Raw genomic sequence first — 13,825 nt, forward strand, 5'->3', positions numbered from 1 at the left:
ATATACTGTATAGAAGTGGACAACGCAGGTGACCGGCTGGCAGTAAGGGGGCGGGTATTAAGATATGAAAAGAAAGAGGACAGGATTCATACGTATGGGCGCCTGGATCATGATCGGATTACTGGCAGCTGATATTATTTTACAGCTGTCGGGTTTGGGAGGAAATGTACAATGGGATTGGCATGAGATGGGAAAAAGAATTTCATACAGAATGTTTCAGACAGCTGTTGATCAGGCAAATCCGGCGGCGGCTTATCATATGCGGAGAACGCACAAACTGATCCGGTCAGAATATGTGCCGTCACCGGAAGATCTTGAAGCAGTTGCGGAAGAAAATTCAGCGGCACTTTTGGAGGATATGGCCGGGGAGAACTCAGAAGCTGTCAGGGCGGCAGAGGCGGAGAGTAAAACAAATACGGCAGAAAGTGAGACAGGCACTGAATATGTGGAAACCCTTGCCGGGGTGCCGACAGGGGAAATATATTCTGAAAAAGCACTGATGGATCCGGACTTTTTGCTGGAACATTTTTATACAGTGGATCCCACAACATCGGCAGACAGCACCTTGATCAATGGCGGCGATTTGTTAGAAAAAGATATGACGATTGATCTGCAGGGGGAAGCACCGAAAATACTGATCTATCATACGCATTCACAGGAGGGGTATGCAGACAGTGAAGCGGGCAATACTTCGGATACCGTTGTGGGTGTGGGTGAACAATTAAAAAAAGTATTGGAAGAAAAATATCATGTGGCGGTTTATCATGATCTGTCTGTTTATGATATGCAGGATGGCAAGGAGGACCGGAATATGGCGTATTCCCAGGCGGCAGTGGCAGTCCGGAACATTCTGGAAGAAAATCCTTCCATAGAAGTGACGATTGATTTACATAGAGACGGTGTGCCGGATCATGTTCATCTGGCGACGGAAATCAATGGAAAAGAGACCGCACAGATCATGTTTTTGAATGGCATGTGCAGAAATTCGGAGGGCAATGAGAATAATTTTGCACAAAATCCGAATCTCTCGGACAATCTGGCCTTCAGTCTCCAACTGCAGTTGAAAGCAAAAGCCTATTTCCCGGAACTTGTGCGGCATATTTATCTGAGGGCCTATCGATATAATCTACATTTTAAGCCTCGTTCCCTGTTAGTGGAGGTGGGAGCCCAGAACAATACTGTTGCAGAGGCAAAAAATGCCATGGAACCGCTGGCAGATATCCTGTATGCGGTACTTTCGGGAAAATAGTACAGGCAGCTTCAGAAAAACAATGCTGCCGCTTTCGGGAAAATAACCTGTTGTACATTTTTGGCTGTGTATGCTATACTTATTCCAGTGAAAAAGCAGGAGGAATGTAAAGTGCATATAGATCAGAGTAAAATTAGAAACTTTTGTATCATTGCCCACATCGATCACGGCAAATCAACACTGGCAGACCGTATTATTGAGAAGACAGGTACTCTGACCAGCCGTGAGATGCAGGCACAGGTACTTGACAACATGGAGCTTGAACGTGAACGTGGTATTACAATCAAGTCTCAGGCTGTGCGTATTGTATACAAAGCCAAAGATGGTGAAGAATATATTTATAACCTGATTGATACTCCGGGACATGTAGATTTCAATTATGAAGTGTCACGAAGCCTGGCAGCCTGTGACGGTGCGATCCTTGTGGTGGATGCAGCGCAGGGTGTTGAGGCACAGACACTGGCCAATGTCTATTTGGCACTGGATCACGATCTGGATGTTATGCCGGTTATCAACAAGATCGATCTTCCAAGTGCGGATCCTGACAGAGTTGTCAGTGAAATTGAAGATGTTATTGGTATTGAGGCGGAGGACGCGCCGAGGATTTCTGCAAAGAACGGTCTTAATATAGAAGATGTTCTGGAGCAGATCATTGTGAAGATCCCGGCACCGACAGGAGATGAGAATGCACCGTTGAAGGCCTTGATCTTTGACTCGGTTTATGATCCTTATAAGGGTGTCATTGTTTTTTTCAGAGTGCGTGAAGGCAAGATCGCCAAAGGCACGAAGGTACGGATGATGGCCACCGGTGCAGAATTTGAAACTGTGGAAGTTGGTTATTTTGGTGCAGGCCAGTATATTCCATGTGATGAACTGTCTGCAGGTATGGTCGGCTACATGACAGCCAGCATTAAGAATCTGAAGGAGACAAGAGTCGGTGATACCATTACAGATGCGGAGAATCCATGTGCAGAACCGCTTCCAGGCTACAAGAAGGTGAATCCGATGGTTTACTGTGGACTCTATCCGGCAGATGGTGCCAAGTATCCGGATTTGAGAGATGCCCTGGAGAAGCTTCAGCTGAATGATGCTTCCTTATATTATGAACCGGAGACATCCATTGCACTGGGCTTTGGTTTCCGATGCGGTTTCCTTGGACTTCTCCATCTGGAGATCATTCAGGAACGTCTGGAAAGAGAGTACAATCTGGACCTCGTCACAACCGCTCCTTCGGTTGTTTACAGGATCCACAAGACAAACGGTGAGATGATTGAGTTGACGAATCCGTCCAACATGCCGGATCCTTCAGAAATCGAATATATGGAAGAGCCGATTGTGTCTGCAGAGATCATGGTGACAACAGAGTTTATCGGTCCGATCATGGATCTCTGTCAGGAACGCCGCGGCGTCTATCTTGGCATGGAATATATTGAAACAACAAGAGCACTGATGAAGTATGAGCTGCCGCTGAATGAGATCATCTATGATTTCTTTGATGCATTGAAATCGCGCTCCAGAGGTTATGCTTCATTTGATTATGAATTAAAAGGCTACGAACGTTCAGAACTCTGCAAACTGGATATTCTGGTTAACAGAGAGAATGTGGATGCCCTGTCATTTATTGTCTTTGAAGGTTCTGCTTATGAGCGCGGCCGTAAGATGTGCGAGAAGCTGAAGGAAGAGATCCCGAGACAGCTCTTTGAAATCCCGATCCAGGCGGCTATCGGAAGCAAGATCATTGCCCGTGAAACTGTCAGAGCCATGAGAAAGGATGTTCTTGCCAAGTGTTACGGCGGTGATATTTCACGTAAGCGTAAGCTCCTTGAGAAACAGAAGGAAGGTAAGAAGAGAATGCGTCAGGTAGGTAATGTGGAGATTCCTCAGAAGGCCTTTATGAGTGTTCTCAAGCTTGATGAAAAATAATATGGCGGACATGAACAGAGGTCCCCTTGGTTTATACCTGCATTTTCCGTTTTGTGTGCGGAAGTGCAGGTATTGTGATTTTCTCTCTTTTCCATCAGATGAAGCCGGACGGGAGGCTTATTTGCAGAGATTAAAGAAGGAAATCATAGTCAGGGGTGAGAAATATCAGGATTATAGTATAGAAACATTATTTATCGGAGGGGGCACGCCTTCGCTGATGACAGGACAGCAGCTGACAGAATTACTGGATACAGTCAGAACGGCCTTTCATGTTTCTCCTTCCGGTGAGTGGACCATGGAATGCAATCCCGGTACCACAGATGCTGAAACCCTCAAGATTTATCGGGCGGCAGGCATTAACAGACTCAGCTTCGGCCTGCAGTCCATGAATGATGAAGAATTAAAATATCTGGGACGTATTCATACAGCGAAACAGTTTTTGGATAATTATCAGGCAGCCAGGAAAGCGGGTTTTGAGAATATCAATATTGATCTGATGTCAGCACTGCCGGGACAGACAACAGATTCCTGGCTGGATACACTGAAAAAAGCGGCAGCACTGGAACCGGAACATTTATCCGCATACAGTCTGATCATTGAAGAGGGCACACCTTTCTGGAAGCTTTATGGTGACGATCGGAGTGGCGAAGCGGATGTGGAGGGCATTATTGCTGACGGTGGAGCCGGTCGGCAGGGGAAAGCAGCAATACCGGCATTGCCGGATGAAGACAGCAGAGAGACTGACAGCGGATTAGTGATGAAGGAAAAGACCGGGTTTCCCGCACTGCCGGATGAGGACAGTGAGCGTGAAATGTATCATCTGACAAAGCGGATTCTGGCAGAACGGGGTTATGAACGATATGAAGTCTCCAATTATGCCAGAAAGGGTTTTGAATGCCATCATAATCTGATGTACTGGCGCCGGAAGGATTATCTGGGCCTTGGATTGGGGGCAGCCAGTATGGTGGGCGAAAGACGCTTTTCAAATACCTCGGATATCTCGCGGTATATGCAGGATTTTGCCTATTGTCAGGAAGAGATTTTGGACAGGAAAGCTCAGATAGAGGAGACCATGTTTCTTGGGCTTCGCTGCACTTTGGGTGTATCAGATCAAACTTTTAAGGAAAAATTCGGAGAGAGTATGATGAATATTTACGGCGATATCATCAGACAATATGTATCGGAGGGTTTCCTTACTTATCATGAAGAAAAGGGCAGACTGGCATTTACAGAATCGGGAATGGATGTCAGCAATTGGATCTTGTCGGATTTTCTTCTATAAAAAAGAACAATTTTTGAAAAAAACAAAAAAATCATCATTTTCCACTTGACAAAAGGTGGCTATGGTGATATTTTTGTATACAGAAGATGTTAGCACTCCAACACGATGAGTGCTAACAATGAAAGGGAGTGAGAAATCGATGGAACTGGATGAGCGTAAGATTAAGATTTTGAATGCGATTATACAGACTTATCTGGAAACAGGTGAGCCGGTAGGGTCGAGAACTATTTCCAGATTCACCGATTTGAAGCTCAGTTCAGCAACAATCAGAAATGAGATGTCGGATCTGGAAGAGATGGGATACATTTTACAGCCGCATACATCGGCAGGACGTATTCCTTCTGATAAGGGCTATCGTTTCTATGTTGACAATCTGATGAAGGTTAAGTCCGAAGAGGTTGTGAGACAGAATGAGATGATGGTTCAGAAGGTCGACAAGCTCGAACAGGTTCTGAAACAGGTGGTGAAGCTGCTGGCGACGAATACGAATTATGCTTCGTTGATCACAGCACCCCAGAGCCAGAAGAACAAGCTTAAGTTCATTCAGCTGACAAGGGTGAATGAAGAGCAGATTCTGGCGGTGATGATGCTGGAAGGCAACATCATCAAGAACAAGATTTTGACTGTGGATGAGCTCGTTGAAGAAGAGGAAGTTGTGAAACTGAATCTTCTGCTGAACACTTATCTTCAGGGGCTGAGCCTTCAGGAAATCAACATGGAACTGCTTCAGACAATGAAGCGGCAGGCACAGGGACACCGTAAGATTATCGGTGATCTGATTGATACGATTGTTGAGGCGATTCAGGAGGAGGATGATACCGAGATTTACACAAGCGGTACGACGAATCTTCTGAAGTATCCGGAGCTGGCAGACAGAGAGAAGGCAGGACAGCTTTTATATACGCTGGAAGAGAAGCAGGGTCTCAATGAACTGATTACAGCAGGTGAGAATGATGAGAATAAGCATGGCATTCAGGTTTATATCGGATCGGAATCACCGGTTCAATCCATGAAAGACTGCAGTATCGTTACAGCAACTTATGAATTGGAAGAAGGCGTTCAGGGAACGATAGGTATTATCGGACCGAAGCGAATGGATTATAAGAAGGTTGTGAATAATCTGGAGACAGTGATGACACAGCTGGATACAATATTTAAGAAAGACAAGAAAGAATAAGAGGTGACAGGCTTTGGCAGAGAATCAGAATAAAGAGAAAGATTTAGAACAGCCGGTTGAAGAGAAGGAAGAAACGACAGAGGCAGCAGCCGAAGAGAAAGAGACTTCCGAAACACCTGAAGCTGAAGAGAAAGAATCAGCGGAAGAGACACCGGAGAAGAAGTCAAAGTTCTTCAAGAAAGATAAGAAGGATAAGAAAGACGCAGAGATCGAAGAACTCAAAGACCGTCTGGTTCGCCAGATGGCAGAGTTTGATAATTATAGAAAACGTACTGACAAGGAGAAGAAACAGAATTATGAAATTGGTGCTTCTGATTTCATTCTGAAGATCCTTCCGGTGGTTGATAATTTTGAAAGAGGTCTCGGAGCTATGACAGATGCAGATAAGGAATCTTCATTTGCGCAGGGTATTGAGATGATCTACAAGCAGCTGACCAAGGTGCTTGAGGATGAAGGCGTAACAGTAATCGAGGCCCAGGGCAAGGAATTTGATCCGATGCTTCACAATGCGGTTATGCAGCAGCCAAGTGATGAATATGAATCCGGTATCGTGATTCAGGAGCTTCAGAAGGGCTACAAGTACAAGGACAAAGTCCTCAGACACAGCATGGTTATGGTGGCTGAATAAGAATAAGACAACAAGTTTCATTTATATAGATTTTTAGTTTATTTTAGGAGGTAATTATTATGAGTAAAATCATTGGTATCGATTTAGGAACAACAAATTCATGTGTATCAGTTATGGAGGGTGGTAAACCTGTAGTTATCGCCAATACAGAAGGCGCAAGAACAACACCATCTGTTGTTGCTTTCACAAAGACAGGCGAAAGACTTGTCGGTGAACCTGCAAAGCGTCAGGCAGTTACAAATGCAGATCACACAATCTCTTCTATTAAGAGACATATGGGTTCTGACTACAGAGTAACAATTGATGACAAGAAATATTCCCCACAGGAAATTTCAGCTATGATTCTTCAGAAACTGAAAGCAGATGCAGAAAGCTATCTTGGTGAAAAGGTATCAGAAGCTGTTATCACAGTTCCTGCTTACTTCAACGATGCTCAGAGACAGGCAACAAAGGATGCAGGTAAGATCGCAGGTCTTGATGTAAAACGTATTATCAACGAGCCTACAGCAGCAGCACTTGCTTATGGCCTTGACAATGAAAACGAACAGAAGATCATGGTATACGACCTTGGTGGTGGTACATTTGATGTATCTATCATTGAAATCGGTGATGGCGTTATCGAAGTATTAGCAACAAACGGTGATACAAGACTTGGCGGTGATGATTTTGATAACAAGATCACACAGTACATGCTTTCCGAGTTCAAGAGAACAGAGGGCGTAGATCTCTCAGGTGATAAGATGGCTATGCAGAGACTTCGTGAAGCAGCTGAAAAAGCTAAGAAAGAGCTTTCAAGCGCAACAACAACGAATATCAACCTGCCATTCATCACAGCAACAGCTGAAGGCCCTAAGCATTTCGATATGAACCTGACACGTGCTAAATTCGATGAATTAACACATGATCTGGTTGAAAGAACAGTTATCCCTGTTCAGAATGCATTAAGAGATGCAGGCCTTGAAATGAATGAAATCAGCAAGGTACTTCTTGTAGGTGGTTCTACACGTATCCCTGCTGTACAGGATAAAGTAAGACAGTTAACAGGCAAAGAGCCGAACAAATCCCTGAACCCTGATGAGTGTGTTGCCATCGGTGCTTCTATCCAGGGCGGTAAGCTTGCAGGTGATGCAGGTGCCGGAGATATCCTTTTACTGGATGTAACACCTCTGACACTGTCTATCGAGACAATGGGTGGTATCGCTACTCATCTGATCGAGAGAAATACAACAATCCCTACAAGAAAGAGCCAGATCTTCTCAACAGCTGCAGATAATCAGTCTGCTGTAGATATCAATGTTGTACAGGGTGAAAGACAGTTCGCTAAAGACAACAAGAGCCTTGGACGTTTCCAGTTGGATGGTATCGCTCCTGCAAGACGTGGTGTACCTCAGATCGAAGTTACATTCGATATTGATGCCAACGGTATCGTAAACGTATCTGCCAAAGACCTTGGTACAGGCAGAGAACAGCATATCACAATCACAGCAGGTTCTAACCTGTCCGATGCAGAAATTGATAAGGCTGTTAAAGAAGCTGCTGAATACGAAGCTCAGGACAAGAAACGTAAAGAGGGCATTGATGTAAGAAACGATGCAGATGCAATGGTATTCCAGACAGAAAACGCTCTCAAAGAAGTTGGCGACAAGATCAGCGCAGACGACAAAGCAAAGGTTCAGGCTGAGATCGATAGCTTAAAGGCTGCTATTGAGAAGACAAACATCGAATCCATGACAGATGCTGAAATCGATGAACTGAAAGCCGGCAAGGAAAGACTGATGAATGTTGCACAGCCTGTCTTCACAAAGATGTATGAAGCTCAGAACCCTAATGCAGGTGCAGGCCCACAGGCAGGTCCTCAGGGTGATGCTGGTCAGCAGAGCTACCAGAACAACAATGATGATGTTGTTGATGGTGACTATACAGAAGTCTAAAATTAGCGTATAATAGATAAGACTTGTAAGAAAGTCCTGAATGAATAAATAAACACAAAGGCGAAAAGTGAAGTGGCAACACTTGGCTTTTCGCCATTTCCAAGCATAGAGGGAGAATCTCAGATGGCAGAGAAAAGAGATTATTATGAAGTCCTTGGCGTAGATAAGAACGCAAGCGATGCCGAGTTGAAGAAGGCCTATCGTAAATTAGCGAAGAAATACCATCCGGACACCAATCCTGGAGATAAAGAAGCCGAGGCTAAATTTAAAGAAGCTTCCGAGGCATATGCTGTATTAAGTGATGCAGACAAGAGAAGACAGTATGATCAGTTTGGCCATGCAGCCTTTGAGCAGGGCGGCGGCGGTGCCGGCGGATTTGGCGGATTTGACTTTGGCGGAGATATGGGCGATATATTCGGTGACATATTTGGCGATCTTTTTGGCGGCGGAAGTAGAAGCAGAAGAGCTTACAATGGTCCAATGCAGGGTGCCAATGTGAAGATCAACATGCGGATCAGCTTTATGGAAGCGGTTTTTGGCGTTGAGAAGAACATCGAGATTGGCTACAAAGAAGAATGTGAAACATGTCACGGAACGGGCGCGAAGCCTGGAACACAGCCGCAGACTTGTCCGAAGTGTAATGGATCAGGTCAGGTTGTATATACACAGCAGTCACTTTTCGGCCAGGTACGTAATGTGCAGACTTGTCCGGAATGCGGCGGTTCAGGTAAAGTTGTTAAAGAGAAGTGTCCGAAATGTGCAGGTCAGGGCTTCAAGAAGATCCGCAAGCCTTTGAAGGTGACAATTCCTGCAGGTGTTGATAACGGTATCAGTGTCAGAGTCGCAGGTTTTGGTGAACCGGGTAAGAACGGCGGGCCAAGAGGTGACTTATTGGTCGGTCTGCAGGTAGACAGTCATCCTATTTTCCAGCGTCAGGATTATGATATTTTCTCAACTGTTCCGATTTCGTTTGCGGATGCAGCGCTTGGCGGGGATATCAAGATCCAGACACTGGATGGCGAGATCACACAGACAATCCGTCCTGGTACACAGACAGATACACGTATCAGATTGAAGGGCAGGGGTGTCCCTTCCAGAAGAAACAAGAACCTGCGTGGTGATCATTACGTGACACTGGTCGTTCAGGTGCCTGAGAAACTGAATAATGAACAGAAAGAACTTCTTCGCAAGTTTGATGATGCCATGAAGGGCAAATACAAACCGGAAGAAAGCGAAGGCAAGAAGAAAAAATCTTTCAAAGAAAAAGTCGAAGAGAAATTAAAAGAGACCTTTGAAGATTAAGTCAGAACAAAATATCACAGGGCTTTTGGAATTCCGTAAAACGGAATTTCAAAATGCCCTTTTGTGCGTTAGAATAGAGCTTGTATAGGATCGTATAAATATATAATTGCATATAAAAGGAGAGCAAAGAATATGAAATGGAATAAATATCGTATGAAGACAACGACAGAAGCGGTGGATCTGATCAGCTATACATTAGGTGAAATGGGTATTGAGGGAATTGAGATTGAGGATAAAATTCCGCTTTCTGACGAAGATAAGAAGAAAATGTTTATTGATATTCTGCCGGATCTGGGTGAGGACGATGGTGTTGCCTACGTATCATTTTATATCGAGCCGGAGAAAGATCATGCAGAAACGCTGCAGGAAGTAACAGAAGCGGTTAAGGAGCTGGCAGATTTTGTGGATATCGGTGAGGCATCTATTGAGAAATCCGAAACGGCAGATGTGGATTGGATGAATAACTGGAAGAAGTTCTGGAAACCGTTCAAAGTTGATGACAAGATCATTATCAAACCGACATGGGAGAAGCTTCCTGAGGATACAACAGAGGATACCCTTGTGGTAGAACTTGATCCGGGTACTGCCTTTGGTACCGGCATGCATCATACGACTCGCCTGTGCATTACACAGATGAAGAAGTATCTCCAAAAAGGACAGAAACTGTTTGATGTGGGCTGCGGCAGCGGTATTTTATCTATCATCGGCCTGATGCTGGGAGCAGGGGAGGCCATGGCAACAGATGTGGACCCGAATGCTGTTGCAGCTGCTATTGAGAATGCGAAGGTCAACCATATTGATATGAGCAAATACGATGTCAAAGCCGGTGATATAATCACTGATGCGGATTTCAGACATACCTGCGGCGATGAGAAGTATGATCTTGTGCTGGCCAATATCCTTGCAGATGTCATTATACCGCTTTCAGGTGTGATCAAAGACAATATGAAGCCGGGGGCATTATTTGTTTCCTCCGGCATCATCAATACAAAGGAAGATGCTGTGAGAGAAGCGCTGCTGTCTAATGGCTTTGAAATCCTTGAAGTGACACATTCCGGTGACTGGGTTGCATTTACAGCCAGAAAATAAACGGGGTTGAATATGCAGTCCGTTTCATGCTATAATGGCAAAAGCGCCATAAGGTTACGTGAACAGTTTAAGGTGGAGGGAGTGCAGGAATGCCTAGATTTTTTGTAGGGACAGATCAGATTAGTGATAAGAATATTGTGATCACAGGCACAGATGTCAATCATATCAGGAATGTACTGAGGATGGCACCGGGTGAAGAGGTGACGGTCAGCGATGGTCAGGGAATGGATTATTTCTGCAAAATTGCAGAATTGACAAAGGAAGAAGTGCGTCTGGATATTATTGACAGCTGGCATTCTTTTGTGGAACTGCCTGCAAAGATTTATCTGTTTCAGGGACTGCCAAAGGCGGATAAGATGGAATTGATCATCCAGAAGGCAGTGGAACTTGGTGTTTATGAGATTGTCCCGGTTGCAACAAAGCGGGCGGTTGTGAAGCTGGATGCGAAGAAGGAAGAGAAGAAGCGCCTTCGCTGGCAGAGCATTGCTGAAAGTGCAGCAAAGCAGGCCGGAAGAGCCCTGATTCCTCAGGTTGCACCGTGTATGAATTTTGACAAGGCACTCAGGATGTGCAATGGATTGGATGCGGCATTGATTCCTTATGAGAAGGCAGAGGGTATGCAGCATGCAAGAGATCAGGTGCGTGCACTTCACGGCAAGCATTCGATCGGTATATTTATAGGACCTGAAGGCGGATTTGAAGAAAGTGAGATTGAAGCAGCCAGAGGGGCAGGTGCCGTTCCGATTACCCTTGGGCACAGAATTCTGAGAACGGAAACAGCCGGACTGACAATGCTTTCCATTTTGATGTTTGAACTGGAAGAGGATTAAGGTTTATATGGAAATTTATATGGATAATGCTGCGACAACCAGAGTGTATCCGGAGGTTGTACAGCTGATGAACAAAATTATGGAAGAAGACTACGGCAATCCTTCTTCTCTGCATATGAAGGGTGTTGAAGCAGAACGTTATATCCGTCATGCCAGAGAGATTCTTGCCGGCATTCTGAAAGTCGAAGAGAAGGAATTGATTTTTACTTCGGGCGGAACAGAATCCAATAACCTGGCGATTATCGGAGGGGCACTGGCGAATCAGAGAGCAGGCAGGCATCTGATCACGACTCGTGTGGAACATGCATCTGTATACCAGCCAATGATGTTTTTGGAACAGATGGGTTTTGAGGTCACATGGCTGCCTGTGAATGCATATGGTCTTGCAGACCTTCAGGCACTGAGAGATGCCATCAGACCGGATACCATTCTTGTGTCTATGATGTGTGTGAACAATGAGATCGGCACGATTGAACCTATTGCAGATGCTGCAGCGATCATCAAAGAGTGCAATCCTTCCACACTATTTCACGTGGATGCGATTCAGGGATTCGGGAAAGTTGTTTTACACCCGAAGAGAATAGGCATTGATATGTTATCTGTCAGCAGTCATAAGATTCATGGCCCGAAGGGCACCGGATTTTTATGGGTACGGGACAAAGTAAAGCTTCAGCCGTTAATTCTTGGCGGCGGTCATCAGAAAGGAATGCGCTCCGGTACGGAGAATGTACCCGGTGTAGCAGGAATGGCGAAAGCTGCAGAAATTGAATATACAGATTTTGAAAATAAACTGACTTATCTTTACGGGATACGCAGTTATTTTATAGAAGAGATAGAGAAACTGGAAGGGACGGTTGTGAATGGCGGAAGAAGCCGGGGCACTTTAAACCAGCCGGCAGCTGAACATCCGGAGGACTGTGCGGCACCCCATGTGGTCAGTGTCAGCTTTCAGGATATTCGTGCGGAGGTACTTTTACATGCCCTTGAGGAAGCGAAGATCTATGTATCCAGTGGGTCAGCATGCTCATCCAATCATCCGGCAATCAGCGGTACATTAAAGGCGATCGGTGTTGAAAAACGATACCTGGATGCGACTGTACGCTTTAGTTTTTCATTCGATACAACAAAAGAAGAAATAGATGAATGTATGGCACAGCTTAGCAGGCTGTTGCCGATGCTCAGGCGTTATACGCCTGGCGGAAGAAAAAGAGGAGGCAAACGTGTATAAAGCTTTTTTGATCAAGTATGGAGAAATCGGCATTAAGGGCAAGAATCGTTATCTGTTCGAATATGCCCTGATGGATCAGATCAAATTCTCACTTCGCAAAGTAGACGGTCAGTTTGAGGTAACAAAGGAACAGGGCCGCGTGTATGTGGAGGCACTGACGGACTATGATTATGATGAAGTGATTAAAGCCCTTTCAAGGGTATTTGGTATTGTTGCCATTTGTCCGGTTGTTTTGTGTGACAACAATGAATGGAGCAATTTGTGTCAGGTAACTGGTGATTATATGGAGAGAACTTATCCGGACCAGCATTTATCCTTTAAGGTTTTTGCCAGAAGAGCGGACAAGAGTTATCCGAAGAAATCCATGGAGATCGGAGCAGATATGGGTGAATATCTGCTGGACAGATTCCCGGATATGACAGTGGATGTCCATAGTCCGGATGTAGCACTGAATATTGAAGTGCGTGAGAGAACATATATTTATTCCATTTCTATTCCGGGACCGGGCGGTATGCCTGTGGGAACGAATGGAAAGGCTACATTATTGTTATCAGGCGGTATTGACAGCCCTGTAGCCGGTTATATGATCGCAAAACGCGGTGTTAAGATTGATGCGGTTTATTTCCATGCACCGCCATATACAAGTGAACGTGCGAAGCAGAAAGTTATTGACCTTGCGAAGATTGTTGCCGCTTATGCCGGACCGATCAATCTGCATGTGATTAACTTTACAGATATCCAGCTGGCGATTTACGACAAATGCCCGCATGATGAGCTGACGATCATTATGCGTCGTTATATGATGAAAATTGCAGAGCATATTGCCCTGGAAGAAGGCTCTTTGGGATTGATCACCGGTGAGAGTATCGGTCAGGTGGCCAGTCAGACTATGCAGAGTCTGCGGGCAACCAATGCTGTCTGCACACTGCCGGTTTATCGTCCGGTGATTGGCTTTGATAAGAATGATATTGTTGAGATTTCAGAGAAGATTGGCGCTTTCGAGACATCCATTCAGCCGTTCGAAGACTGCTGTACAATATTTGTGGCAAAGCATCCGGTTACGAAGCCGAATGTCCGTGCCATCGAACGTTCAGAACATCATCTGGTGGATGTAATTGATGATCTGCTCAAGACGGCTATTGAGACGAGAGAGACGATTCTCTGCGAATAAACAAAAAAGGACTGC

The 13,825-nt window shown here is 45.1% G+C and carries 11 protein-coding genes; all 11 read left to right on the forward strand.

Annotated features, from left to right (window positions below; genetic code table 11):
• Positions 1–64: 64 nt before the first annotated feature.
• On the forward strand, positions 65–1,249 hold the full coding sequence (gene spoIIP, locus HED67_RS08075; RefSeq protein WP_221718018.1) for a stage II sporulation protein P: 1,185 nt from the start codon (positions 65–67) through the stop codon (positions 1,247–1,249).
• A 111-nt stretch (positions 1,250–1,360) separates the two neighbouring features.
• Positions 1,361–3,172 carry a translation elongation factor 4 gene (lepA, locus tag HED67_RS08080; protein WP_215631511.1) on the forward strand — a complete coding sequence of 604 codons (1,812 nt, stop codon included), beginning with the start codon at positions 1,361–1,363 and terminating at the stop codon, positions 3,170–3,172.
• A 10-nt stretch (positions 3,173–3,182) separates the two neighbouring features.
• Positions 3,183–4,454 (forward strand): radical SAM family heme chaperone HemW, encoded by a 1,272-nt coding sequence (gene hemW, locus HED67_RS08085; RefSeq protein ID WP_246612164.1) that lies wholly within the window; start codon positions 3,183–3,185, stop codon positions 4,452–4,454.
• Between the two features lie 139 nt (positions 4,455–4,593).
• Positions 4,594–5,631, forward strand: a complete 1,038-nt coding sequence (gene hrcA / locus HED67_RS08090; protein WP_215689548.1) for a heat-inducible transcriptional repressor HrcA — start codon at positions 4,594–4,596, stop codon at positions 5,629–5,631.
• A 13-nt stretch (positions 5,632–5,644) separates the two neighbouring features.
• Positions 5,645–6,259 carry a nucleotide exchange factor GrpE gene (grpE, locus tag HED67_RS08095; RefSeq protein ID WP_178438722.1) on the forward strand — a complete coding sequence of 205 codons (615 nt, stop codon included), beginning with the start codon at positions 5,645–5,647 and terminating at the stop codon, positions 6,257–6,259.
• 59 nt (positions 6,260–6,318) lie between these two features.
• Positions 6,319–8,190 carry a molecular chaperone DnaK gene (gene dnaK / locus HED67_RS08100; RefSeq protein ID WP_221718019.1) on the forward strand — a complete coding sequence of 624 codons (1,872 nt, stop codon included), beginning with the start codon at positions 6,319–6,321 and terminating at the stop codon, positions 8,188–8,190.
• A 123-nt stretch (positions 8,191–8,313) separates the two neighbouring features.
• Positions 8,314–9,492 carry a molecular chaperone DnaJ gene (dnaJ, locus tag HED67_RS08105; RefSeq protein ID WP_178438728.1) on the forward strand — a complete coding sequence of 393 codons (1,179 nt, stop codon included), beginning with the start codon at positions 8,314–8,316 and terminating at the stop codon, positions 9,490–9,492.
• A 132-nt stretch (positions 9,493–9,624) separates the two neighbouring features.
• The gene (prmA, locus tag HED67_RS08110; protein ID WP_178438731.1) at positions 9,625–10,581 is read left to right on the forward strand and encodes a 50S ribosomal protein L11 methyltransferase; all 957 of its coding nucleotides are present in this window, start codon (positions 9,625–9,627) and stop codon (positions 10,579–10,581) included.
• Between the two features lie 89 nt (positions 10,582–10,670).
• Positions 10,671–11,411 (forward strand): 16S rRNA (uracil(1498)-N(3))-methyltransferase, encoded by a 741-nt coding sequence (locus tag HED67_RS08115; RefSeq protein ID WP_178438734.1) that lies wholly within the window; start codon positions 10,671–10,673, stop codon positions 11,409–11,411.
• Positions 11,412–11,418: 7 nt separating this feature from the next.
• Entirely contained in the window at positions 11,419–12,639 is a 1,221-nt protein-coding gene (locus HED67_RS08120) for a cysteine desulfurase family protein (RefSeq protein ID WP_221718020.1), read from the forward strand.
• Positions 12,632–13,810 carry a tRNA uracil 4-sulfurtransferase ThiI gene (gene thiI / locus HED67_RS08125; protein ID WP_260702729.1) on the forward strand — a complete coding sequence of 393 codons (1,179 nt, stop codon included), beginning with the start codon at positions 12,632–12,634 and terminating at the stop codon, positions 13,808–13,810. The genes HED67_RS08120 and thiI overlap by 8 nt, the downstream gene beginning before the upstream one ends.
• Positions 13,811–13,825: the final 15 nt, after the last annotated feature.

Origin of the sequence: Pseudocoprococcus catus (assembly GCF_019734885.1) — a bacterium.
Classification (GTDB): domain Bacteria; phylum Bacillota; class Clostridia; order Lachnospirales; family Lachnospiraceae; genus Coprococcus_A; species Coprococcus_A catus.